The following is a 25775-nucleotide window of genomic DNA, read 5'->3' as shown; positions in this document are numbered from 1 at the left end:
TCACTACCCATGTCTCTGCGATATGGGTAATTTTTTTGGCTTTTTACTTATGTTTTATTGTAATAAGAATTAATTAGCTGTATAATTGAGTCAAGGAGATGTTGAATATGACCGCCAATGATTTAAAATTACTTCCTCCAGAACTTAATCCAGACCAGAGCCAAATTTTAAAGCAATTAATTCATTCTCATAAAGCTCTGGCTGAATTGAAGGGGTTTTCAGAGACGATCCCCAATAAAAATATTTTAATAAATTCTGTCACAATAAATGAAGCAAAGGATAGTTCTGAGATTGAAAACATTATTACTACTCATGCTGAATTATTTAAGGCAATTAGCAAAGATAATTATAAAAATCCCAATGCTAAAGAAGTAGTGAATTATAGAAGAGCTCTCTGGCGGGGATTTGAGTTAATAAGAGAAAAGCAGCTTTTAACAACGAATATGATTATAGAGATTCAGAATACTATCGAAAATAATAAGGCTGGGATTAGGAGAGTTCCAGGAACAGTTATAAAAAATCCTCAAACTGGAGAAGTAATCTATACTCCTCCTGAATCAGAATCAAAAATCAGAGAACTGCTAAATAATCTAGAAAATTATATTAATGATGACCGGGATGGAGTTGATCCACTGGTTAAAATGGCAGTTATTCATTATCAATTTGAATCAATCCATCCTTTTTACGATGGAAATGGCAGAACGGGTCGAATTATCAATATTTTATATTTGGTATTAAAAGATATTTTAGACAGTCCCATTCTTTATTTGAGTAAGTATATTCTTGAAAATAAAAATAGATATTATACTTTATTTAAAGAAGTAAGAGAAAATAAAAGCTGGGATCAGTGGATTATATATTTTTTAAAAGCTTTAGCAGAAACAGCCAGGACAAGCTTAAATATCTTAAAAGAAATTAATCTTTTAATTGAAGAAACTGCTCTCGAGATGCAGCAAAAGGTCCCAAAAATTTATTCAAGAGAACTTTTGGAACTTTTATTTATAGAATTTTATACAAAAATTTCATATATTCAGGAGGGACTTGGGGTAACACGTAAAACTGCTTCTAATTATCTTTCAACCCTTGAAAATAAGGGGTTTTTAAGTTCTGAAAAATTAGGCAGAGAAAAAATTTATAAAAATATAAGATTATTTGAACTTATTAAAAAGATGAATCAAAAATAATAAACAAAGGGTGATAAAATGCTGAATAAAATTAAAGGATTTTTTCAAAAAATGAAGGACAAAAAGGCTTTTAAAGCAGGAATTAAAAAATTGGATAACGGTTATTATAAAGAAGCGACAGGGATCCTCTTGCCGCTGAAGGACAGTTCCCATCTCAATCAGGAAATGCTCTATTTTAATCTGGCCGGAGCTCTAATTGGCCAGGATAAATTAAATAAGGGAGAAAAATACTTAAAAAAAGCAATTGAGATTGAAGCCGAACAGGATTATCTCTGGGCCACCCTGGCTGAAGTCAATATCCTGCAGCAGAAGTGGGATAGTGCTGAGAAGGCAATTAAAAAAGCGCTGAAACTGGAGCCGGAAAAGAAAATTTACCAGACAAAAAAAGATGTAATCTGCGGTAGTGAAGAACTTAAAGCAAATTATCTAAAATATTTTAAGCTGCTTAAAGAATCGATTGAAGAACAGAAGCAAGAAAACTGGAAAAAAGCAGTTAAGCTTTTAATTGAAGCAGTAGAACATTATGATAAAACTGGTTATGTCTATAATCAGATTGGGGCAATTTACAATAATAATCTAGGCAATAAAGAACTTGCGGCAGAATTTTTTAAAAAAGCAATCGAAAGAGAGCCAGAAAATGAAGTTTTTAAACGGAATTTAAAACAGGTTTTAAGATAGTAAAATAAATGCACTAAAAAGTAGGTACGAATACACTTTATACCTACAAAGAAGTGCAAATCTATGTTGCTAATCAGTAGAAAAAGGAGTATAATTAGTTTATATGAACAAATCAACTGTAATAATTATAAAAATACAGTATATTAGTTCAAGGTGGTGGTTAAAATGAAGCCTGATACAAAAAATAAAATTAAAAGGCTATTTTATGAAAATAAGGGTTATCTTCGTGCAAGAGATTTGAGTGAAAAAGGTATTCATCGAAAATATTTAAGTGATCTTTTAAATAATGATGAAGTTATAAAGTTGAAAAGAGGACTTTATAAATGGAATAATGAGAAATTTAACTCTTTAAATGAACTGGTTGATGTAGCTATGATTATTCCTGATGGAGTAATATGTCTAGCATCTGCTCTTTCATATTATGAACTCACAACTTATACTCCTCTAGAATATCAGGTAGCAATTCCAAACCAAAAAAAAGTAAAAAATGTTAGTTATCCACCAATTAATTTATATTATTTTTCCGAAAAGTATTATCAGGAAGGGATTAAAGAAGAAAAAATTGATGAGTATAATATTAAGATTTATGATATTGAAAAAAGTCTTTCTGATTCTTTTAGGTATAGTTATGAAATTCCTAAAGATATTCTAATTGAGAGTCTAAAAGTGTATATTTCCCGCTCAGATAGAAATATTAATAAATTAATGAATTATGCCAGCGGTACATCGGCAGAAAGCAAATTGACAAAATATTTGGAGGTGTTATTATGAGTAAAAACCTTGCTGCTTCGGTGTTGGGAAGGTTAAAAAATATTTCAAAAGAATTAAATATTCCATTTAATCTGGCTATGCAGTTATATGCACAGGAAAGGTTTTTATATAGGCTCTCTAAGTCAGAATATAATGATAATTTCCTGCTAAAAGGTGGACTACTTCTTTATTCTATGGATCAATTTAAAGGAAGACCGACAAAAGATATAGATTTTTTATTAAAAAAACAGGATAACAATTCGGCTAATATAGAAAAGATCATTAAAAAAATTATGGAAATTAATGTTGAAGATGGTATATCTTTTGATTTGAATAAGATAAAAAGTAGGGCAATAATCGAAGGGGCAGATTATAAGGGACAGCGGATTAAAATAATTGCTATGATTGGAAATGCCAGAGTGCATCTTCAAATCGATATTGGTTTTGGAGATATAGTAGTTCCTAAACCAGAAAAAATAAAATATCCTGGATTGTTAGATTTTGATGAACCAGAAATCATAGCTTATTCTTTAGAAACTGTAATTGCAGAAAAATTTGACGCAATGGTTTCGTTGGCACTTTTAAATTCAAGGATGAAAGATTTTTATGATATTTTTAAGCTTATGTCAAAAAAACAATATGAAGCAAAAATTTTAAGAAAATCAATTAAGAAAACATTTAAAAAAAGAGATACTCAATTAGATGCAGAACTGATTATTTTTTCTGAACAATTTAAAAATGATACTCAAAAAAATAGACAGTGGCAGTTATTTTTAAAAAGAATTAAAGAAGAAGATTTATCTTTTACTTATGTTATTAATAATATAGAAGATTTTTTAAGACCGATCTATGTTTCAATTCTTCAAGAGGAAGAAATTAACTCTACCTGGGATCCAGAAAAGCTGCGCTGGTTTGAAAAATAAGCCAATCTTTTTCCTAATTATCATTGTTCTGCCCGACTAAATATAATATAATGAAATATAGACCTAAATTGGAGGCATAAAAATGAAAGTTGACTTCAAAGTGATAAAATCATTTTTAATAGAAGGGCTAAAGGCTGAATTGATCTATCTTTTTGGCTCGTATGCAAAGGGGAAAGAGCGTCCGGATAGTGATCTGGACCTGGCATTTTTAAGCTCCAAAGATATAGATGATTATCAGCGCTTTTTAATAGCTCAAAAACTGGCTTCTAAATTAAATATTGAGGTTGATTTGATTGACCTAAAAAAGGCCTCTACAGTATTTAAGGTTCAGATTATTCAGGGCAAGCTGCTATATGCTAAAAATAAATTACAGCAGCAGGAATTTGAAATGCTGACATTAAAAAAATATGCCCGCTTAAATGAAGAGAGAAAAGAAATAATAGATAAAATTGTGGGAGGTGCTGAGAATGAATGATATCTTGATTAATAAAACTCAAACAGTTAAGCGCTGTCTTGAAAGGATTAATGAGGAATATCAGGATGAGCCTAAAAATCTTGAAAACTATACAAAACAGGATTCAATAATTTTAAATATTCAGCGGCTCTCAGAAGCAGCAATTGATATTGCGATGCATATTGTAGCAGAAAAGGAGTTTGGAGTACCTCAAAATAGTCGGGAGGCCTTTGAACTACTGGCTCAAAATAAGATAATCAGTCAGAAGAAAGCAGAAAAATTAAAAGCTATGGTCGGTTTTAGAAATATTGCAGTCCATGAATATCAGAAGTTGAACCTGAAAATTGTGGAGGCAATAATAGAAAATGAAATTGAGGAAATTAAAGACTTTTCTCAAAAGATGCTTCAAAAAATGGCAGCTGAAGGCAGAGAAAGCGAGAAATAAATTTATGCTCAATAAAGATATAATTAAAGATTTAGTTTCAAATAAAATATATAGGCGCGGGATTAATTATTACAATCAGGGCCGGGTACTGCAGTACAGAATCAATAAGCTGGAGCCCAACCTTTACCAGATTTCGGCTCAGGTTTCCGGTTCCAGACGCTATAAGGTGAATTCGGAAATCAGGCTGCATCAGGACAGCCTTGAAGTAGAAAGTAGCTGTGACTGCCCCTATGACTGGGAAGAATACTGCAAACATGAGGTGGCTGTACTCAATAAATTTATGGAAGAGGATTTTCGTTCGGCCAAGGTTAATTATGAGCCTCAGTTTGAGGAAGATGAAATATCAGAACTTAGATTTTCCAGTGACGATTCTGATTATGATATTGTGGAACAGCGGATTGCTGACCGCAGTTTTAATAACCTACTGGAGATAACAAAAAATTATGATCAGACTGAAGTACCCAAACTCGACTACAGTGTTAAAGGATTTTTAAATCAGGATTTGAAAAATTTTAAGCTTATTTTTAATTCAAATTACCTCAGTCAGCAGGAGCTGGAGGAAGTTGTCAATTCTTTGAATGATGATTACAGTTATACTTATTATCGAGATGGCCTGCTCCAGAAGTATTTTTACGGGGAGGAACTTGAGCTTTTGGAAGAACTGTCGGCTTTGAGCAAAAGCAAGGGACGCGGCAGTTCTCTACTTTTAAATAAAAATGAAGAAAACCTTGACTTTCTGCTGGATTTGAGCCAGAAATTTAAATTGGAGCTGGAGGAAAATGGAGTTATTATTAAAAAAGGAAAAACCCTGCAGCCGGAGCTCAGGCTCAGCGGTGATTTAGAAGAAATAAAAATTGAACTTAAGGATAATGATTTTCCAATTTATCAGGGAAGTGAGGAGCAGTGCCGCTGGACTCTGATTGGCAATAAAATTCATAAAGTTGATTTCTATAATTTTTCTGAACTGCCTACAAGTTATTTAATTCCGGTTCAGAAGCAGGGAGAATTTTTATTTGAAATCATGCCGACCCTGGAAAAAAACCTAAAACTGGAAACTGCGGAAGAACTGCAGCAATATGAACTAATTAAGGAGAGTCCGGAGGTTAAATTAAAGCTGGATTACAAAAGTCAGCAGATCAGCTGTGAGCTGGAAGTTGAATTTGCAGGTGAAGAATACAGCAACACAGAGCTTTTGGGGCTGGATACTGATAAAAATATTTATAAAAAAGATGATAATGATCCTCTGCTCTGGTATGGTCGAGACAATAAAGCACTGGCAGAGGTGATCGATTTTCTGGATGAATATAATTTCAAGGTTCGACCTGAGCATTTTATTATCAAAGACAATGCTGATATTCAGGAATTCATTACTGATGGGATTACTCATCTACCTGAGGACTGGCAGGTGGATAGCAGTCAGAGTTTTGATCAGATTGAAATTAAGGAAGTTAAACTGGAGCCAATTGTTGAGATTGATGACAGTGAGGGGATCAACTGGTTTGATTTTTCAATCAGCTATAACTTAGGAGGCAAAACTTACAGCCGCCAGGAGCTGCAGCAGCTGATCTCCTACAATAAAAAAGGAGAAGCTTATATCAAGCTTGATAATCAGTATTTCATTTTAGAGAGTGGAGCCGAAGAAGAAAAGGTTGAGCAGATGCTGAGCGATGCTGAAGCCAGGGATGAAGGCTACAGAGCCCCCTATCATAATCTTCTATATTACAAAAATCTGGTCGAAAAGAGCGGAATTCAATTTAAAGGAAATAGAGTTTTTAATGAGCTGGAAGCTGAGATCAGCGGAACCAAGGTCGTTAAAGAAAGAGAAATTCCGACTGAAGTCAAAGATAAACTGCGTGACTATCAGAAAAACGGTTATAACTGGCTCCGCTTTCTGCACAAATATCGCTTCGGCGGTATTCTGGCAGATGATATGGGACTTGGTAAAACTCTGCAGATGCTGACTCTCTTAAAAAGTTTGAAGACGGAAAAACCAGCGCTGGTGCTATGTCCCCGGACTTTAATTTATAACTGGCAGGAAGAATCGGATAAATTTTTTGATGATTTAAAAACCCTTGTTTATTATGGAACACCCTCCGAGCGGGTTAAGATGCGGGATAATTTCAGCGATTACGATCTGATTATTTCTTCCTATTCGACGATCAGCAGAGATGTGGAGGAATTAAATGCTGAGGGAAAAGTTTTTTCTATTTCAATTTTAGATGAGGCCCAGCATATCAAAAATCACCGCACTAAAAGGGCAAAAGCTGTAAAAAATATTGAAGCAGAAGCAAGGCTGGCCCTGACCGGTACTCCACTGGAGAATTCAATTGAAGAGCTCTGGTCGATTTTTGACTATCTGATGCCCGGTTATCTCGGCAACTACAGCTATTTTAGAAAAGAATTTATAACTCCGATCAGCAAAAATAATGAAAAAGACAAGTTAAAGGAGCTAAAAGAAAGAGTTGCTCCCTTTATTCTGCGCCGACGCAAAGAAGAGGTTTTAAAAGAACTGCCGGAAAAAATAATTAATGTTCATCCTGTCAGTATGACCCAGCTCCAGGAAGACAGTTACCAGACAGTACTTGCTGAAGTTAGAGGAGAACTGGAGCAGACTGTGGCTGAAAGAGGTTTTAATCAGTCCAGAATTAATGTGCTGGCTGCTCTGACAAAACTAAGACAGATCTGCAATCATCCATCACTGGTGCTGGGAGATGAAGGAAAAGCTCATAATTCCGGTAAACTGGAGGCGCTGCGGGAACTGCTCAGTGATGCTTTAAGTGGGGGTCACAAGCTGATTATTTTCAGCCAGTTTGTAAAAATGCTGAAGCTGATCAGAAATGATTTGGATCAGCAGGGTATTAACTACCGTTATCTTGACGGATCAACCAGAAACAGAATGGAGCGGGTAAAGGAATTCAACAATGACCCGGAAATCGATGTTTTCTTAATCAGTCTTAAGGCTGGAGGAGTTGGTTTAAATCTGACGGCAGCCGATATGGTGGTCCATGTTGACCCCTGGTGGAATCCGATGGTTGAAAGACAGGCAACAGATCGTGCTCACCGCCTCGGTCAGCAAAACAGGGTAATGGTTTATAAGCTAATTACCCGGGGAACTGTGGAAGAAAAGATGTTAAAACTGCAGCAGCGCAAACAGGACCTATTTGATAATGTTATTGAAAATAATGTCAATCCGATTAAAGCTATCAGCTGGGAAGATATTCAGGACTTATTATCTTACAAATAAAAATAATGAGGAGCGCAGAATATGGAAGAACTTATTTCTAAAGAAGAACTTTATCAGACAATATTTAAGCGGAAATCAATTAGAAAGTACCACCAGGATAAATTAAGTGGTGATCAACTTCAGTCTATTATGGATTTCTTAAATGAGGCAAAAGCTTTAGATTCAGAAATTAACTTTGAAGCCCAAATTGTCGATTCAGATCAGGTTAAAAGTTTGATTCCAATTAAGGCCCCCCACTATCTGCAGTTTTTTTCAGAAGAAAAGGGAGATTACCTTTTAAATGCCGGCTTTATTCTGCAGCAGCTTGATCTTTATCTGGCAGCAAATAATCTTGGCAGCTGCTGGTTTGGAATGGCCAAGCCAAAAAAAGAAATTATTGCAGACTCCGATCTAGAATATGTAATTACTTTAGTTTTTGGTAGAGCTGCTGAAGATAATCACAGAGATTCGATTGAAGATTTTGAGCGCAAAACACTTTCAGAAATAAAATCAGGTAGTGATTACTATGATCTTCTAGAGGCGGCCAGACTTGCTCCTTCGGCCACAAATGGTCAGCCCTGGTATTTTAAAGTAGGGGCGAAACAAATTCATGTTTTTCAACATCAACCCAATTTTATCAAAAAGTTTTTTTATGAAAAAATGAATAGAATTGATATGGGTATTACATTATCTCACCTCTGGCTGGCGGCCGAAGAGCATGGATATAAATTTAAATTTGAAAAGTATTCCTATGATCCTGCTTTGGTAGAGGGATATAATTATTTAGGTACAGTTAAAATATAGACTTAGTTTTGATAAGATTAAATTCTGCTAGCAAAAAATATAGAATTAGTTGACAGGAGATGATTTAGTGAAAAGAAAGATTATTATTGACACAGATCCGGGGATAGATGATGCGGCAGCATTGAGCATTGCCTTAAATAATCCTGAGCTTGAAGTTTTAATGTTAAGCACAGTTGCTGGAAATGTTAATTTAGATTATACAACAGAAAATGCAAAAAAGATTTTAGATTTTTTTGAAAAAGATACTCCTCTGGCCCGCGGTAATTCTCTGCCTCTGCTGAGAGAATATGAGGATGCCAGTCAATTTCATGGAGAAACAGGGATGAACGGCTATGATTTTCCTACAAGTGAACGTCATGTTCTGCCTCAGCACTCAGCAGTTGCTATGAAGGAAATGATTTTAAAGAGTAAGGATAAGGTTACCTTAATTACAATTGGTCCGCTGACCAATGCTGCTTTACTGCTCAGCATGTATCCAGAGGTCAAAGACAAGATTGAGGAAATTGTAATTATGGGCGGTTCCACAATTGGCGGTAATACCAATACAGCAGCTGAATTTAATATTAAGGTTGATCCCCATGCAGCACAGATGGTGATTAACTCAGGTCTGCCGGTTACTATTTTTGGACTTCGGGTTACAACCAGAGCTCTTTTGAGTAAGGCTGATATTGAAAAAATCAAAGAACTTGGAGAAGCCGGAGAGATGCTACATTCACTTTTTAGCCACTATCGAGGTGGAGATATTTATGGTCCGGGTTTAATGATGCATGATATCTGTACAATCTGCTATCTGTTAGAACCCGAGATTTTTGATTATCAAAAAACTCAGTTGGAGGTGGCTTTAGATGGTCCGGCTGCAGGTACTACTGTTGCCGATCTTTATTCTCGCTATAGTGAGAAAAAGAATGTTAAGCTGGCTGTTGATATTGATCAGCAGAAATTTAGAGACTGGGTGACTGCTGAGATTTCGAAGTTAAAATAAATATTTAGAGAAGTCAAAATTGGATATTTTATTATTAGTCAAGAGCCAGGGTTACTGGCTCTTTTTCTTCTGTCTTCATTTTTTCTATAAATTTCTGATAGCTTTCCCTATCAACAGCAATTTTAGTATAAGCATGAAGAGCATGATATTTAAGCCAGGGATCACTGCTCTTTGATATTATTTCTTCCAGCAGCTCAGCCAGATCAGAAGCCTCAGTACCAAATATCCCCAGAATATCAAGCAGAAAATACTGGGCTTCAGAACTAAGATTCAGCTCATTTCTTTTAAGCAGCAGATTTTTTAGAGGAACTAAAACTGTCGGTTCAGCTAAATCAACTGCCACCACTGCTGATTTCTTTTTGACTGGATAAGGAGCTTCAATAATTAATTTTAAAAGCTCTGCACTGATAATTGATTTTTGCTTTTTATAGTTTTCTTGCTTTTCCAGTTCTTCTGCTATTAATTTAGAATTGAGATTAAATCTAACTGCTTTCTTAATAATCAAATCTACCGGAACTGGATTGAGCAGGGCTGCCAGCTTTAAATAAATGGTGCATTTTTTACTGGAGCTGCAGTGTCTCAAATGATTCTTAATCATTGCTTCAAATTCTAAAGTCTGCTCATGATTTTCCTGCTTGAGAAGTCTGTTTAATCCAGCTCTCACCTGTTTTTGTAAATTTTGATTTAAATAAGGTGCCAGTTTTATAATTAAAGAAAAGTTATGACTCTGCTTAATGTAAAAAGAAATTGATTTGAGCAGGAGATAATACAGCAGAACTAGCACTGCCAGAAAGATAATAATTTTTAAAAGCCCAAACTGATAGTAGAAAAGCAGCAGTAGGGGCTGGAGTAAATAGGCCAGGATTGAGCAAATTAAAAAGATGAAAACTCCGCTCAGACCATATTTCTGCCAGCAGAGATAGAAAAATAACAGGATGGCAAGGAATAAAGAAAAGTAGATACTTAACTGCAGCAAGAGATAGAGGCCGCTGGCCTGGCTTAAAGCTTTAAAGCTATTAATTCTGCCGGCTCCAAGTTTTTCCTCCACAAAGAGGGGATCATTAATTTCAGCAGTAGTATCTTCAATTATTTTTAGACCGGCTTCAATGCTAAGCTCCGGCCTTAGGCTTAAAAGATTGGCCAGCAGAGCAGTAAGTTGAGGAGCAGCAAAAGAAGTTCCACTAATTTTATAAGTACGGCTGTAATTTAAAGCAGGAAGATAATCTCTCTGAGTGATTTCGATAACCCCAGGAGCCGAAAAATCAACTTTGCTACCATAATTTGAGCCCATCATTTTTTTGTTATTCTCCAGGGCAGCAACTGCAGTAACTTTATTAAAAAGAGCAGGATAACTGAGCTTTTGTCTATTATCATTTCCGGCAGCTGCAATCAGAGCAATATTATTAAGAGCCGTTATTTGCTTAATGATTTCTGTCTGAAACTCACTCTCTTCAAAACCGAGACTGATATTGACCACAATTTTTTCTTCTGGATGCAGTCTGGTGTAATTATAAATCTTATTTAGAGCATTTAAATAACTGTTTTTATCAATTCGTTTGATAATATTTTCTGCCGAAAAAGATCTGATTTCGACCCGACTCTGACTGCGGATGATGGCTGCTACCTTGCTTCCGTGAGAGCTATTTGGCTGAATTTTAAGAGCAGGACTATTGAGAAATTCTTTTTCAACTTCAGAATCCAAAATAAATATTTTAACCGAATTGCTGCTCAATAACTTATCTTTTAGAAAAAAGGAGGTAATAAAGATAACCAGGATAATTAATAGAAAAATCAGTGGTTTTTTGATAGCAGTTCCTCCTTTCAGTATTAGCTAGACTAATTATAACATAGATTAAATCAAATGATTAATATAAAAAAATTAAAAACCAAACAAGGAAATCGGTTTACTATCTTTAATATAATATAATAGGAAAGAAAATTTTTGAAAATTTAAGGACGTGGATTAGTTTTAAAAAGACAAGAAATTTAAAGGAGGAATAAAGATGATTCCAACACGCAAATTGAAGACAGGTGATGAGATTCCAGTAATTGCTTATGGAACCTGGGATATTGCAGAAGAAAATGTGGGAGAAAAAGTTGAAATTGCTCTTAAGGAAGGTTATAATCACATTGATACTGCTGAGGGCTACCATAATGAAGCTGGAATTGGTGAAGTGTTAAAAAATTATGACCGAGATGAGTTATTTATTACTTCAAAAGTTTTACCATCTAATTTAAATTATGAAAGTGTTATTAAGGCCTGTAAAAGATCTCTAAAAAAATTAGGAACTGACTATCTGGACCTTTATTTAATTCACTGGCCAAATCCTGCTATCTCTTTAAGAGAAACTCTGCAGGCAATGAAGTATTTATCTGATGAAGGTCTGGTTAAAAATATTGGAGTCAGTAATTTTTCGGTTTATCAATTAAAAGTTGCTTTAAAGATTACTCAGGTACCAATTACTGTCAATCAGGTTGAATTTCATCCCTGGTTGTATCAAAAAGAACTGCTTGAAGTATGTGATCAAAATGACGTTATTCTTGAAGCATCTGCACCACTTGCCAGAACTGAGGTATTAAAAGATGAGACAATTTTAGAGCTTGCTGATAAATATGATAAATCACCTGCTCAGATTGTCCTAAAATGGGAACTGCAGAAGGGAATTGTACCACTTCCTAAATCAAAAAGTAAAGCTCACATTGCTGAAAACTTAGAGCTCTTTGATTGGGAACTCAAAGCAGATGATATGGCAAAAATTGATAATATTGATACAGAGAAAAGAGTTTACATGATCACTCTTGATGATGAAACCTATGGAATTAGTTCCTAAATATTTTAAATAAGAGCTTAAATATTGCTTTAGATTGGATATTAGATGGGCGGTTTTTGCTGCTCTCTAATATCTTTTTTTATTGAAAAGAATTTTACTATGGAGTGAAATATATTCTTAGAAAAAGCCCACTTTATTGAAAAGTGGGCTAGTTAAGTTAATTAAAATTTATTCTGCTTCAGGACCAAAGTTTTCAAAAACGAGCAGCATATTTTTCATTTCAAAGTAGAATGTGTGACATGAAATAGTAGAACCAGAAATTATGTCTACTTCTGGATCAAATGAACTTTTAAGACTTAAACCATAATATCTGCTTAAAAACTCTTCCTGCTTCATTTCTGGATGATGGTCATTTGCATCAAGAGGTTTCCATTTTTTGATTACCGCCATGCTTTCTTCAGTCTTAGAATTATTTGCCATACCAATTACAGCAATAAAATCTTCTGGATGAGAATAGATAATTGTATTTACCCAGCTACCATAACCAATAAGTTCTCCCTCTTTGTAAAGAGGTACAAATGGGTACTTAACTTCATTTCTTTCTGGATAGAAGATATCCCCAGCTTCATCAGCATCAGCTAATTCTAATAAAGAATTTACGTAATCATCAATTGTCCTGCCGGTAGAGATTTCCTGCTTTTCTCCTCCACCAACAACATTAAGAGTGTGGGCTGTAGCAAAAGCCATTCCTGAGAATGCTAAGACTAAAACCAGAATCATTGAGATAACTAAACTTTTTTTCATTTTTTTACCCCCTAATAAATTTTTAGATATAAGATGTGAAAATATAAATTGTTATGTTATATATATCACAATAAAAATTATAGCACTTAAGTTATTACTTGTCAATAGTTTCACAAGATTAAATTTGAATTATTATCAGAAAAAAATATTCAAAAAGAATATTTAATCAGAATAAATGAAAAAATCTGAAAATAAAGAAGGATTTTTAATATTTGTATTGAATAAAATATAATAGACAGACATCAGTCGTCTGACAAACTAAAATTTTTAAAGGAGGAGTTAAGATTTATGCTTAAAAAGTCAAAAAGATTAATGGTGGTAGCTTCATTATTTCTGATTTTTTCTCTTGTTTTTACTGCAGCGGCTCAGGCTGAGGTAAAGAATATCATTTTAATGATTGGTGATGGTATGGGAATCGGCCAGATGGACATGACTAGATATATGGCTGGAGACAAGGATTATAAACTTGAAATGATGAAGATGCCCAATGTTGGTCTTATGATGACCAGTTCTACAGAAGGGGTTACTGATTCTGCTGCCGCTGGTACAGCGATGGCTACAGGTAATAAAGTATACAATGGTGCTGTGGCTATGAATAAAAATGGAGCAGAGTTGGATTCTGTATTGGATTTTGCTGAAGTAAGAAACAAAGCGACAGGGATTATAAGTACCAATATGGTTACAGATGCTACTCCAGCTACTTTTGCTGCCTCTGTTAAAGATCGCGGTATGGGGGGAGAAATTGCAAAACAGATTTTAGATAACGATGTAGACGTTGTTCTTGGTGGTGGACGAGAAGATTTTATGAAAGAAGAAGCCGGCGAAGATTTAATAGCAAAGGCTAAAAAAATGGGTTATCAGTATGTAACAGATAAGGAACAATTAAAAAGAGTAATGCCAATGAATGGTAAAGTGCTTGGCCTGTTTAATGATTCTTATATGAATTATATCAAGGATCGTGATGATCTAGATTCAAAAGAACCAAGTCTTTTAGAAATGACTACAAAAGCGATTGATGTTCTTTCTGAAGATGAAGATGGATTTTTCTTGATGGCAGAAGGAGCAAGAATTGACCATGCAGCTCATGCAGCAGATGTACCGGGAGTTGTAGCAGAAACTCTTGATTTTGATGCAAGCATAAAATATGCTGTTGACTGGGCCAGAGAAAATGGGAATACAATGGTGGTTGTTGTTGCAGACCATGAAACTTTAGGATTTTCTGTAACTGAACCTATTAATAAAGAAGCTCTAATGAATATTGAAGTCTCTCCGGAATATATGGCTGGTAAATTAGTTGAAACTGAATCTGGAAATGCATATACAATTGATAGTATTCAGCGCGTATTTAAAGAATATGCTAATCTTGAATTAACTGAAAAAGAAGCTAGAGAGTTTAATAGTAATATTGTAAATGAAGATGATGGTTCACTTTATTATCAATATAAAGTAGGCTGGCAAATCGGATCAATTATTGCTGAAAAAAATAATGTTGGCGTAGTTGCTGCAGATGTACGGGCAAAATCTGATACTGGTGGACATACACTTAATTCAGTTCCAATTTTCGCTTTTGGACCTGAGACTGAAGATTTCAATGGAGTTATCCAAAATACTGAATTCTCCAAAGTACTATTTGAAGCAATGCGTCCGTAAAATAAATAGATAATCTATAAAATAATAGTTTTACTCAAAAGTGGCAGATTCTAATCTGCCACTTTTAAATTTTATAACTATATAAGATTGCTGTCAGAAATTATAACTTGACAAAAATTTACTAATCTTGATATAATTAAGGTTAATAAAGAGTTAGAAACTCTTTTTAATAAAGGTAAACTTATCGTGAGGTAAGGACACAAAGCTGAGGATCTCAATTTGAGATAGCCGGCTGCTAAAAGGAGGATAAAATGAAGCTTAAATTTCGAGTGATAAGTGGAATTAGTTTAATGTTTATGATTTTATTTCTGAATTTTTTTCTTACTACTGATTATGTTGAAGCTGCTGCTAAAAAGAAGAATTTAATTGAACGAAGTGTTCAGACTGAAGCCAGGATTCCGGTTTTTCAGAGAGTAGAAGTAGTTGATAAAGCTGATATCGACTATACTTTTTTGATGGCAAATTACAGTGGAAGTAGAGAAATCATTATCGAAGATGGATTAAGTATTGAAATTCTAAGTAATGCTGATTGGTATCTCCGGTTAAATAATAGAAATTTAAATACCACTGTTATGATAAAAAAAGCTGATCAAAGTGATTTTGAGTGGCAAAAATTGAATTCAACCACAGCTAAATTTAGAGGAGAAAAAGGTGTCAGACAGATAAGTTTTGATTTAAAGTTTATTTTAGATCCTGATTATAGAGCTTCAGTTAATAATTTGGAACTTGATTTAAGACACAGTATTACTCCTGTTTTATACTAAAATAAGTAATCAAAATACCTTCAGGTAGATAGTTCTTTTAGTTAGACTTTCTACCTGGAGGTATTATATTAAATCAATTATTTTTGTTTTTCAGTTTGTTTAAAAGGTTGCCTACTCTTTTTTGGGCAGCCTTTTTTTCATTTTTGTTGAGTTCAAATTCAATATTTAAAATACTTCCTTCCTCAGTTCCTTCTGGTAGCTCACTTAAGGGAAGATAAAAGTCTAACTTTTCTTCCGGGCGAATCAATAATCTTGCTTTTTCTGCTTCAATTTTATCAACAGTTACCTTCATCAAATCATCCTTTCTTTATTTTTTAATTTACAGTAATTTTGTTCTGCCAGTGTTTAAATTTTTCTTCACCAATACCATCGACTTCTTTAATTTCTTCAATTTTTTTAAAATAGCCATTCTTTTCTCGATAACTGATTATCTTTGCGGCTGTTGCCGGTCCAATACCCCAGAGCCTGTCTAAACTAGTTTCGCTGGCTGTATTAATATTAATTAAACTGTTATATTTCTCAGCAGCAGCTGATTTAGTTTCGGAATAAGTTTTGCTATTTTTTAGATCAGTAATTTGATCAACTTTGACTGTATAATTGTTTCCATCAGCTGTAACTACAATATTACCATTTAAGTCGTTTCTGTAAACCCGGGCTCCTAATTTTTGATAAAGTTCCACAATCTCTGCTGCTGGATGATCATAATGATTATCAGCCCCTACCTGAATAACTGCCAGTTCAGGTTCTAAACTGTTAATCCAGCTTTTTAAACCGGAAGTTTTACTTCCATGATGAGGTACCTTGATCAAATTCACCTGAAGTTCAGGATATTCAGACAGCAGTTTATTTTCAACTTTTTTTTCTATATCTCCAGTAAATAAGAATTTCTGGGTATCATATTCAAGTACAAAGACCAGCGAGGAATTATTTAAACTATAATTCTCTAATGATTCCTCAGGATGAAGAAATGTAATTTTACTTTCACCAATTTCAAATTGATCCCCACGTCGGGGTGTTTTAAAATTAATATTCTCCTGATCGATTTTGAGCAGATAGTTCTCATAAGTTTGAGATGTATGTATTTTACCGCTGTCCAGTACAGTTTTCACTTCAAAGCTGTTAATTATATCAACCAGCCCCCCTATATGATCAGCATGGGGATGGGTACTAATAATATAATCCAGTTTTTTAACTTTCTGTTCCTTTAGATAGCTAATAATCCTGGCAGTTATACTATCTGTCCGGTCACCACCATCAATCAGTATATTCTGTCCTCCTGCTTCTTCAATTAAAATTGAATCTCCCTGACCTACATCAATAAAATGAATTTTTAAATTTTGAGCTGTGGTATTAAGAGTGAATAATATACAAAATAATATAATTAAAAACAGCAGAATTGTTTTCTTTTTGCTAAGATTAAAATTAAGCATATCCGTATCCTTTCTCTGTAAAATATTAATTTAACTAATTTATAATTTCTAGATTTTAACTAATAATCCTTTTTTCTCAATTGAAAAAGCTGGATAAGCAATGTATACTTATAATAAGTAAATTTTATAGTTTAAATTGAGGGGATAAAAGTGAGCCAAAAATTAGAAATTATTATTCTAGCAGAAAATAATGTTGAAAAAAGAAAGCTACTGGCTGAACATGGACTTTCCTTTTATTTTAAGTATAAGGGACAGAAATATCTTTTTGATACGGGCCAGGGAGAGGTTTTATTTTCAAATGCAGAAAAGTTGGGGATAGATCTAGCAAGTATTGATACAGTCTTTTTAAGTCACGGTCATGATGATCATACAGGGGGCTTAAAAAAACTGCTGCAGATTAATCCTGAAGTCAGGGTATTTGCTCACAGTGATATTTTTCTGCCAAAATATAAAAATACTGAAAGAGGGCTCGAATTTATCGGGACAGAGCTTAAAAAATCTGAAATTAATAACTTTGAGGCAGCTGAGACTGCAATTACTGCAGCAGCGGGAATTTACAATACAGGTGAAATTTCGGCTCGTCGGGAAACATATATTAACCCCAGATACATAGTTAAAAAAGAGGGGAAAGAAATTATTGACCATTTTAATGATGACACTTCTTTATATATCGAGACTGAGAGTGGAATTGTGATTCTGCTGGGCTGCAGCCATAAAGGGGTAAAAAATATAATTAATGAAATTAAAGCTGAAGTTGGAGATAGAAAAATTGCTGCAATTTTAGGTGGAATGCACCTTAAACGTGCTACCAGCAAAGAGTTGGAAGATTTAATTGACTATTTTGAAGAAATTAATTTTGAGCTGCTGGCACCAATGCACTGTACTGGGCGTGTGGCAGCTGTAAAATTTAAAGGAGCATTTGGAGACAGAGTCAGGCTGGCTTCAGTTGGTGATAGATTTGAATTTTAATTTTCTGGAGGCAAGATAATGGAATTTAAACAGATCAAAAATAATAAAGTTTACGAACAGGTTATTGAACAGATCAGGCAGATGATTTATGAAGGGGAACTTCAGAGAGGAGATAAACTCCCCTCAGAGCGGGAGTTAAAAAAACAGCTTGGAGTCAGCAGAGCTTCAATCAGGGAGGCTTTTAGTGCTCTGGAAATGATTGGTTTGATCGAAAGTCGTCCGGGAGAAGGTACATTCATTCGAGACAGTTTTGATGAAGATATTTTTAATCCGCTTTCTCTTATCTTACTTTTAAATGATAATGTTGCCGAAGAACTGCTGGAATTAAGAAGGGTACTGGAGATTGACTGTGTTAAGTTGGCGGCAGAACGGGCAACTGAAGCTGAGATTAAAGAAATGCAGTCCTATATTGAGGATCTTCTCTCCAGTTCAGGTTATGAGGAAGAAAGCATAAAAGCAGATAAGATGTTCCATTATACCATCGCCAGGGCCAGCGGTAATAAAGTATTATTATTTTTTATGCGCTCAATTTCGGAGGCAATGGATTTTCATATTAAAAATACCAGAACAAAGCTGGTTTCAAAAGAAGAAACAATGGCCGACTTTGCTGTACAGCATCAAAAAATCTTTAAAGCTTTAAAAGAACATAATTCTGAGCAGGCTGCTGTTGAAATGAAAAATCATTTAGATTATGTAGAAAAATTGATAAATAAGGAAATTGAAGGATAAAAAGGGAATGGATTAAGCCAGAAATATATTTGAAATTATTTAAAATAGAATATTTCTTAAAAATTCGCCTGTAAAGGCGGATTTTTTGATTTAAATGTGAAAATATAAATTTAATTGGGCAGTTTTAATAATTTTTAGAATAATTTTTTATTTTTTTAAGCTTTATATTTAGTAGAGAGTCAATTAAAGATAATTAAATCTTTAATACTTGTTTATCTGGCCATTTTATTACTTTAGATAGGTATTTCAAATTTTTTGAGAAACTAACAGAAGACAATCTTTGGGAGATAGGCAATCACAAATTTGTGAATTTTTTATTTATCAGACAATTGGAAAAAGTCCGAAATGTAGGCAGGTATAATGGATTTTGTGGTGAAATAATATAATAGAGTACTGATGGTCTGACCATCAAACAATATTGCATAATACGGGGGTGAAGAAAATTAAGATAGCAGAAAAATTTTATTAGAAAGTTTCTCCGAAATTAAAACTGAAAATTATATAAAGACAATTATATAAGGAGGAATTTATGTTAGCGCTTTTAGCTGCTTTACCTATTATTATTGTTGGAGTTTTAATGATTGGTTACATGTGGCCTGCAAGTAAGGCGATGCCTTTTGGCTGGCTTAGTGCTTTAATTATAGCCGGTATAGGTTGGGGAATGCCGGTTAAATGGTTATCTGCAGCCACAATTGGAGGAGTAATCAATGCCCTTAGTATTTTACTAATAGTATTTGGAGCTTTACTTATTTTACAGCTAATGAAAAAAAGCGGAGGAGTATATGGCATTTCTCATTCTATGACTTCAATTTCAGTCGATAGAAGAGTTCAGGTAATTATTATTGCCTGGTTAATGGGATCATTTTTTGAAGGAGCAGCAGGTTTTGGGACACCTGCCGCAGTTGCGGCTCCACTATTAGTAGGTATGGGTTTTCCACCTTTGATTGCAGCAACTTCTGCTCTGATTGCAGATAGTACAGCTGTAACTTTTGGTGCTGTAGGAGTACCTATTTGGGGTGGCTTTGCTGCTTTAGAAAACTTAATTGAGTTTCCAATCCAATCAATGGGAGTAAGTATCGAATTTAGTCAATTTTTACACAATATCGGTGCTTTTTCTGCCCTCTTACATTTTTTAGTTGGTTCATTTATTCCGTTGATTATTGTTTTATTAATGACCAGAATTGTAGATGGGTCTTTTAAAAAAGGTTTAGAAGTATTGCCGCTGGCATTATTTGGTGGTTTTATTTTCACAATTTGTCAATTTTCAATAGCCTATTTTGTTGGACCAGAACTTCCATCTTTACTGGGATCATTAATTGCACTACCTGTCTTTATTTTGCAGTCTCAAGAGGTTTTCTGGTACCGGACAAAAAGTGGGATTTTCCTGCTCATGATCAGTGGGATGAGAGCTGGGAAGGTGAAATTAAAGCTGGAGAACGGGATGTAGATGCTGCTCAAAAACAGGTTGGTACTTTTAAAGCCTGGTTACCATATGCTTTAATTGGATTAATTTTACTGGTAGGACGTCTGGAAATTTTTAATTTAACTCCATTATTAAAAAGCTGGACAGTTGGCTGGACAAATATTTTTGGCACAGGTATTGGTAAAGTGATAACTCCTTTTTATAATCCGGGTGTATTTCCCTTTATTTTTGTTGCCTTATTAATTCCTGCTTTACACGGTCTGGACAGTAGCAAAACAAAAGAAGCCTGGAAAGAAACCTTTAAGATGATTCAGCCAGCTGCAATTGCTCTATTCTTTGCTCTGGGAATGGTTTATATTATGATGAATTCCGGTGGAGCAACAGGAGAAGACTCGATGCTGCTTGTTATGGCCGAATTTGCAGCAGCAACTCTGGGCTCAATTTGGTATTTAGTGGCTCCACTAGTTGGTATTTTAGGAGCCTTTATCTCTGGCAGTAATACTACTTCCGATATTATGTTTGGTCCTTTTCAGTATGGAACTGCAGTAGCTTCAGGTACAGCTGTTACTCCAACACTTGCACTTCAGGCACTGGGGGGAGCGGCAGGTAATATGATCTGTATCCATAATGTTGTGGCGGCAGCGACTACAGTTGGTCTGGTTGGTAAAGAAGGGTTAATAATTCGCAAGAACTTAGCGGTTTCGCTTTTTTATGGTTTAGCCGCTGGAGCCCTGGCCTGGATAATAACAATATTTTTTATGCCAGGTATATTTTAACTTTAAAGCACTGCTGAGGGATAATTATGACCTCAGCAGTGTGATGACTTAAATTTTTTTGCAGGAAATTTAGAAATAATAGAGAATTATAATATTATGACTTTAATGGTCTGACCATCAAACCAAAAGAATTTTTACAGGGAGGTAAAGAAATTGAATATAGTTATTCCGATTAAACAGGTTCCAGAAACAAGTAATGTAAAAATGGACGAAGAGACAGGTACAATGAAGCGTGACGGGGTAGAAAGTATTATTAATCCACTTGATCTTTATGCGATTGAAACAGGTATTCAGTTAAAAGAAGAATATGGTGGTAAGATTACGGTGATTACAATGGGCCCTCCAAGTGCTGATAAAGCATTAAAAGAGGCAATAGCCATGGGTTGTGATGATGGTATTTTACTTTCCGGAAGAGAATTTGCCGGTTCAGATACCTGGGCCACCTCTTATGCTTTAGCGGAAGCTATCAAAGAAATTGAAGATGTTGATTTAATTTTAGCAGGAGAAAGAGCTACTGATGGTGATACAGGACAGGTTGGCCCTGGTATTGCATCCTGGCTTGATCTTACCCTTTCAACCTATACTTCAAAAGTAGTAGATGTTAATTTGATTGACGAAGAAGTTGATTACACAACAGTTAAACAGGATTCAATCATAGTTGAGAGAATGGTAGAAGATGGTTATGAAAAATTAGAACTGCCGCTGCCTGCTTTACTGACAGTTGTCAAGGAAATTTCCTTCCCGCGCCTACCTACTTTAAGAGGAAAACAGCGCTCACGTCAGGTTGAAATTCCCCAGTGGAATTTAGAAAATCTTGATATGAACAAGGAATTTCTCGGACTGCAGGGTTCGCCAACCAGAGTGGTTAATATTGACCATCCCAAGGTGACCAGGGTTGGAACAATTCTTGATGTCAGAGAAGACGGTAATGTAGAAGAGGCAGTTTCTCAGTTAATCGACTACTTAAAAGCAAAAGAATTAGTATAGGGAGGTAATATAAATGGACTATAATGGTGTATGGACACTGGGAGAAGCACGTGATGGTGAGATTAAAGAAGTTTCCTTTGAGTTATTGAGCAGAGGGCGCAAATTAGCAGATAAATTGGACGAAGAGCTGGTTTCATTAGTAATTGGTGATGGAATTACAGATCAACAGGCAGAAGAATTGATAAAGAGTGGAGCAGATAAGGTATTATTAATGAACGCTCCTGCTCTAAAAGATTTTATAGTTGAAAACTACAGTAATGTAATAGAGGATTTAATTGAGGAATACAAACCAGAAATTATTCTGGCAGCAGCCACAACAATGGGAAGAACAGTTATGCCTTACATAGCTATTAAGACCGATGCCGGCCTAACAGCTGACTGTACAGAATTGGATATTGAAGAGGATACAGGCAACCTTCTGCAGACCAGACCGGCAATTGGTGGTAATATTTTGGCTACAATTAAAACTCCAAATCACAGACCGCAGATGGCAACAGTCAGACCACATTCTACCAAAGCAGCTGAAAAAGATGAAAGCCGTACAGGTGAGATAGTGCATCTTAAATTTGATAGTTCACTTTTAGATGGCCGGGTTAAAAAACTTGGTTTCCGCAAAAATGAAGAAGATGCAGTCAATATTCAGGATGCAGATGTAGTAGCAGCTGGCGGAAAGGGACTCAAAAAAGGTGAAAACTTTGCTCTGATCAGAGAGCTTGCTGGTTATTTTGAGGGAGCAGTTGGAGCTTCGAGGGATGCAGTTGACCGGGACTGGATTTCCTATCCCTATCAGGTAGGTTTAAGTGGTAAAACAGTTACCCCTAAACTTTACTTTGCAGTTGGTATTTCCGGTGCCATTCAGCATCTGGCAGGAATGAAAACTTCTGAAAACATAATTGCAATTAACGAAGATCCCGATGCAGATATATTTAAAGTATCAGATTTTGGCATAGTAGGCGATTTATTTGAAATTGTACCTGAACTGAATAAGCAGCTGGCTGAGGAGGTAAAATAATGAAATATAATCCTGTAACTGAGGAAATTTTAGCAGAATTAAGAGAAATTGTTGGTGATAAAAATGTAATGACAGATGAAGAAAAAATAGAAGCTTATTCTCATGATGAAATACCGGCAGAACAGTATGCACACATGCCAGAGGTTGTTTTAACTCCAAATACAGCTGAAGAAATAGCAGCGGTTATGAAACTGGCCAATAGAGAGCTGATTCCGGTAACCCCTTCAGGAGCTCGCAGCGGACTCTCTGGTGGTGCAATACCTGAGCATGGAGGAATCGTAATTTCCGTAGAAAATATGGATGAGGTTGTAGAGATTGATTATGATAATTTAATGATGGTCTTAGAGCCGGGAGTAATTACCAATAATGTAAACGAAATGTTAGAAGAGAGCGGGCTTTTCTTTGCTGGTTATCCAATGAGTGTAGAAACCTGTTATCTTGGTGGTAATATTGCAGAAAACGCCGGTGGCGGTAAGGCTGTAAAATATGGTGTTACCGGCCGCTATGTGATGGGACTGGAAGTTGTGACTCCAACTGGCGAGATTGTGCAGCTGGGAGGTAAGCGGGTTAAAGATGTAACTGGTTATGATCTAAAACAGCTAATTGTTGGTTCTGAAGGTACCTTAGGTATAGTTACTAAAGCTATTATTAAACTCTTACCTAAACCAACTCAGAGAGTAGGACTTTTAGCTCTCTTTAAAGATGAGGCTACTGCTATTTCTACAGTACCAAAGATTATGACAGAAGGAAGGATAATCCCAACCAGTATTGAATTTATGGATAAACTTTCTGTTAAAACTTCCTGTGAATACTTAAATGAACACCTTCCTTATCAGGAAGCAGGTGCTATGCTTTTAATAGAGGTTGATGGCAATAAAGAGGATATAGTTAATGCCGATAGCGAAACCATTGGAGAACTCTGTCTGGACAATGATGCGATCGAGGTTTATGTAGCAGATAATCATACAACCAGAGAGCGGATCTGGAGTGTGCGCCGAAATATTGCTGAGGCCTTTAAAGTTGTAAGTCCACATCAGAGTTTAGAAGATATTGTAGTTCCAACTGCTAATATTCCTAAACTGATGCCTTATTTAGATGATATCAGTGAAAAATATGAGATTAAGGTTCCCTGTTATGGTCATGCTGGTGACGGTAATCTGCATGCTACTTTAGTTAAAAATCCTGATCATTCAATGGAAGAGTGGTTTGAGATTGAAGAAGAGGCGCTGGCAGATTTATATCAGGCAACCAAAGAGCTTGGTGGTACTTTAAGTGGTGAGCATGGTATTGGTTCCAAGCGTAAAAAGTATATGGAAATGATGATGAGTCCGGCCGAACTTAATTTAATGCGGGGCATTAAAAAAGCTTTTGACCCAAATAATATTATGAATCCGGGTAAGATTTTTGATCTAGAGTAGTTTACAAAAAGAACATCTTGATCTTCAGTGCAAATTTTTGAATCATCTAAAGCTCATAAAAGTTAAAAATAAGGCTAGCTGGCCTATGGGACATCCTCTCACTTGACCAGTTTACAACCTCGTGTTGTTCAACCATATTTTTAACTTTTATTTGCTAAGATTCTTTTCAAAAAATTTGCTATTCAGTCAATATGAACTTTTTGTTAGAAGCAATTCTAAATTAAATATTGTTGAAACTACAATTTATTAAGGAAGTGACTTTTATAATGAAGCAGATTAAATTTCCTTTTGGAAGAGAGGAGTTAGCGTTAGAAGTAGAGGAAGATAGACTCAAGGGTGTTTTACTATCTCAGGCTCATAAATTTGAGGCAGATAAATCGGAAACTGAGATTGTAAAAGAGGCGATGGCTAATCCTATTGCAAGCAAAAGGCTTTCGGAGCTGGCCCGGGGTAAGAAGGATATTGTAATTATCTCGAGCGATCACACCCGTCCTGTTCCCAGCCATATTACAATGCCTATAATTTTAGAAGAAATTAGAAAAACTGCTCCTGAAGCCAGAATTACAATTTTAGTGGCAACTGGTTTTCACCGGGCTTCAACTGATGAGGAGCTGAGAGATAAATATGGTGATGCAATAGTTGAGAGTGTTAATATTGAAATGCATGATAGCCGTGATGAAGATCAGATGGTCAATCTGGGTAAGCTGCCTTCGGGGGGGGATATGCTTTTAAATAAAACAGCAGTTGAGGCTGATCTTTTAGTGGCAGAAGGTTTTATTGAGCCCCACTTTTTTGCTGGATTTTCTGGTGGACGTAAGAGTGTACTGCCTGGAGTGGCCAGCAAAACTACTGTTTTAGCCAATCATTGTGCAGAATTTATTGACAGTGAATATGCCAGAACTGGTAATTTAGAGGGCAATCCAATGCACAGGGATATGCTCTATGCAGCTGAAGCAGCCGGACTGGAATTTATTTTAAATGTTGTTATTGATGCTGAAAAAAAGGTGATCAATGCTTTTGCCGGTCATCGCGAAAAAGCGCATCTTAAAGGAACAAAATTTGTGGACTCCCTGGCTGGAGTGGATGCAGAGCCAGCTGATATTGTTATTACTACCAATGGGGGTTATCCACTTGATCAAAATATTTACCAGTCAGTAAAGGGAATGACAGCAGCTGAGGCTAGCTGTAAAGAAGGTGGAGTTATTATCATTGCTGCAGAATGCTCTGACGGTCATGGAGGAGAAGAATTTTACCGAACTTTTCGTGATGCAGATAGTGTGCAGCAGATTATGGATGATATTTTAGCCCGCGGCCGCAAGGAAACAGTTCCGGATCAGTGGGAAACTCAAATTTTAGCAAGAATAATGCTTAAATTTAAAGTGATTATGGTTACAGATCCTGAAAAGAGGAATATTGTCAGGGATATGGGGATGGATTGGGCTGAAGATCTGGAGCAGGCAGTAAAGAAGGCTGAATCTCTGCTGGCAAAGGAAAATCCCTCAATTACAGTAATTCCAGATGGAGTTTCAGTAATTGTTAGAAGTTAGATTCAGCCATTTTTTCAAAACTAATTTTTAAAACTTAATATTTTAATCTGGC

24 protein-coding genes and 1 riboswitch are annotated in these 25775 nt (G+C 35.4%); of the genes, 20 read left to right on the top strand and 4 right to left on the bottom strand.

The window, feature by feature from the left end; genetic code table 11:
• The first annotated feature begins 107 nt into the window (after window positions 1-107).
• From DFR80_RS04885 to rihC, 9 genes are all read left to right on the top strand, one after another.
• Entirely contained in the window at window positions 108-1184 is a 1077-nt protein-coding gene (locus DFR80_RS04885; protein ID WP_114489356.1) for a Fic family protein, read from the top strand.
• 18 nt (window positions 1185-1202) lie between these two features.
• Window positions 1203-1862 carry a lipopolysaccharide assembly protein LapB gene (locus DFR80_RS04880; RefSeq protein ID WP_114489355.1) on the top strand — a complete coding sequence of 220 codons (660 nt, stop codon included), beginning with the start codon at window positions 1203-1205 and terminating at the stop codon, window positions 1860-1862.
• 165 nt (window positions 1863-2027) lie between these two features.
• Window positions 2028-2633 carry a type IV toxin-antitoxin system AbiEi family antitoxin domain-containing protein gene (locus DFR80_RS04875; protein ID WP_114489354.1) on the top strand — a complete coding sequence of 202 codons (606 nt, stop codon included), beginning with the start codon at window positions 2028-2030 and terminating at the stop codon, window positions 2631-2633.
• Entirely contained in the window at window positions 2630-3535 is a 906-nt protein-coding gene (locus tag DFR80_RS04870) for a nucleotidyl transferase AbiEii/AbiGii toxin family protein (RefSeq protein WP_114489353.1), read from the top strand. Before DFR80_RS04875 ends, DFR80_RS04870 begins: the two co-directional genes overlap by 4 nt.
• An 82-nt stretch (window positions 3536-3617) precedes the next feature.
• The gene (locus tag DFR80_RS04865) at window positions 3618-4010 is read left to right on the top strand and encodes a nucleotidyltransferase domain-containing protein (protein WP_114489352.1); all 393 of its coding nucleotides are present in this window, start codon (window positions 3618-3620) and stop codon (window positions 4008-4010) included.
• On the top strand, window positions 4003-4434 hold the full coding sequence (locus tag DFR80_RS04860; RefSeq protein WP_114489351.1) for a DUF86 domain-containing protein: 432 nt from the start codon (window positions 4003-4005) through the stop codon (window positions 4432-4434). The genes DFR80_RS04865 and DFR80_RS04860 overlap by 8 nt, the downstream gene beginning before the upstream one ends.
• Window positions 4435-4438: 4 nt before the next feature.
• A complete protein-coding gene (locus DFR80_RS04855) occupies window positions 4439-7678 on the top strand; it encodes an SNF2-related protein (protein WP_114489350.1) in 3240 nt (1079 codons plus the stop codon).
• 21 nt (window positions 7679-7699) lie between these two features.
• Window positions 7700-8461, top strand: coding sequence for a nitroreductase family protein (locus tag DFR80_RS04850; protein ID WP_084566189.1), 762 nt, complete (start codon window positions 7700-7702; stop codon window positions 8459-8461).
• Window positions 8462-8528: 67 nt separating this feature from the next.
• Window positions 8529-9443 carry a ribonucleoside hydrolase RihC gene (gene rihC, locus DFR80_RS04845; protein WP_114489349.1) on the top strand — a complete coding sequence of 305 codons (915 nt, stop codon included), beginning with the start codon at window positions 8529-8531 and terminating at the stop codon, window positions 9441-9443.
• Between the two features lie 34 nt (window positions 9444-9477).
• On the opposite strand, the gene DFR80_RS04840 is transcribed toward rihC, so the two are convergent.
• Window positions 9478-11145: a S8/S53 family peptidase gene (locus tag DFR80_RS04840; protein WP_158537682.1), complete on the bottom strand. Its 1668-nt coding sequence runs from the start codon at window positions 11143-11145 to the stop codon at window positions 9478-9480.
• 301 nt (window positions 11146-11446) lie between these two features.
• Here DFR80_RS04840 and DFR80_RS04835 point away from each other — a divergent pair, with 301 nt between their 5' ends.
• A complete protein-coding gene (locus tag DFR80_RS04835) occupies window positions 11447-12274 on the top strand; it encodes an aldo/keto reductase (protein ID WP_076545567.1) in 828 nt (275 codons plus the stop codon).
• A gap of 168 nt (window positions 12275-12442) precedes the next feature.
• Here DFR80_RS04835 and DFR80_RS04830 read toward each other — a convergent pair whose 3' ends face one another.
• Window positions 12443-13018, bottom strand: a complete 576-nt coding sequence (locus DFR80_RS04830; protein WP_114489347.1) for a hypothetical protein — start codon at window positions 13016-13018, stop codon at window positions 12443-12445.
• Between the two features lie 288 nt (window positions 13019-13306).
• Here DFR80_RS04830 and DFR80_RS04825 point away from each other — a divergent pair, with 288 nt between their 5' ends.
• Window positions 13307-14668 (top strand): alkaline phosphatase, encoded by a 1362-nt coding sequence (locus DFR80_RS04825; protein WP_114489346.1) that lies wholly within the window; start codon window positions 13307-13309, stop codon window positions 14666-14668.
• Window positions 14669-14832: 164 nt separating this feature from the next.
• A riboswitch (cyclic di-GMP riboswitch) is annotated at window positions 14833-14908 on the top strand.
• 11 nt (window positions 14909-14919) lie between these two features.
• A complete protein-coding gene (locus DFR80_RS04820) occupies window positions 14920-15432 on the top strand; it encodes a hypothetical protein (RefSeq protein WP_076545564.1) in 513 nt (170 codons plus the stop codon).
• A gap of 73 nt (window positions 15433-15505) precedes the next feature.
• Here DFR80_RS04820 and DFR80_RS04815 read toward each other — a convergent pair whose 3' ends face one another.
• Both DFR80_RS04815 and DFR80_RS04810 read right to left on the bottom strand, forming a co-directional pair.
• A complete protein-coding gene (locus DFR80_RS04815) occupies window positions 15506-15724 on the bottom strand; it encodes a DUF3006 domain-containing protein (protein WP_076545563.1) in 219 nt (72 codons plus the stop codon).
• A gap of 22 nt (window positions 15725-15746) precedes the next feature.
• Window positions 15747-16862, bottom strand: a complete 1116-nt coding sequence (locus DFR80_RS04810; RefSeq protein ID WP_076545562.1) for an MBL fold metallo-hydrolase — start codon at window positions 16860-16862, stop codon at window positions 15747-15749.
• Window positions 16863-17012: 150 nt separating this feature from the next.
• Between DFR80_RS04810 and DFR80_RS04805 the strand changes: the two genes are divergently transcribed.
• The 8 genes from DFR80_RS04805 to larA all read left to right on the top strand — a co-directional run bounded on the left by DFR80_RS04805 (window position 17013) and on the right by larA (window position 25723).
• Entirely contained in the window at window positions 17013-17831 is an 819-nt protein-coding gene (locus DFR80_RS04805; RefSeq protein WP_158537681.1) for an MBL fold metallo-hydrolase, read from the top strand.
• A gap of 18 nt (window positions 17832-17849) precedes the next feature.
• The gene (locus DFR80_RS04800) at window positions 17850-18560 is read left to right on the top strand and encodes a FadR/GntR family transcriptional regulator (protein WP_076545560.1); all 711 of its coding nucleotides are present in this window, start codon (window positions 17850-17852) and stop codon (window positions 18558-18560) included.
• Window positions 18561-19089: 529 nt separating this feature from the next.
• Entirely contained in the window at window positions 19090-20007 is a 918-nt protein-coding gene (locus DFR80_RS15440) for an L-lactate permease (protein WP_114489344.1), read from the top strand.
• Window positions 19917-20759: an L-lactate permease gene (locus DFR80_RS04790; RefSeq protein WP_255417010.1), complete on the top strand. Its 843-nt coding sequence runs from the start codon at window positions 19917-19919 to the stop codon at window positions 20757-20759. The genes DFR80_RS15440 and DFR80_RS04790 overlap by 91 nt, the downstream gene beginning before the upstream one ends.
• A gap of 153 nt (window positions 20760-20912) precedes the next feature.
• Entirely contained in the window at window positions 20913-21746 is an 834-nt protein-coding gene (locus DFR80_RS04785) for an electron transfer flavoprotein subunit beta/FixA family protein (protein ID WP_114489342.1), read from the top strand.
• A gap of 13 nt (window positions 21747-21759) precedes the next feature.
• Window positions 21760-22758 (top strand): electron transfer flavoprotein subunit alpha/FixB family protein, encoded by a 999-nt coding sequence (locus tag DFR80_RS04780; protein ID WP_076544216.1) that lies wholly within the window; start codon window positions 21760-21762, stop codon window positions 22756-22758.
• Window positions 22758-24176: an FAD-binding oxidoreductase gene (locus tag DFR80_RS04775; RefSeq protein ID WP_076544217.1), complete on the top strand. Its 1419-nt coding sequence runs from the start codon at window positions 22758-22760 to the stop codon at window positions 24174-24176. The genes DFR80_RS04780 and DFR80_RS04775 overlap by 1 nt, the downstream gene beginning before the upstream one ends.
• 266 nt (window positions 24177-24442) lie before the next feature.
• Entirely contained in the window at window positions 24443-25723 is a 1281-nt protein-coding gene (gene larA / locus DFR80_RS04770) for a nickel-dependent lactate racemase (protein WP_114489341.1), read from the top strand.
• Window positions 25724-25775 lie beyond the last annotated feature (52 nt).

Source organism: Halanaerobium sp. ST460_2HS_T2 (assembly GCF_003337665.1).
GTDB classification, from domain to species: Bacteria; Bacillota; Halanaerobiia; order Halanaerobiales; family Halanaerobiaceae; genus Halanaerobium; species Halanaerobium kushneri.
Note: the sequence above shows the minus strand (reverse complement) of the source record. Positions and strands in the feature narration are given on the sequence as shown.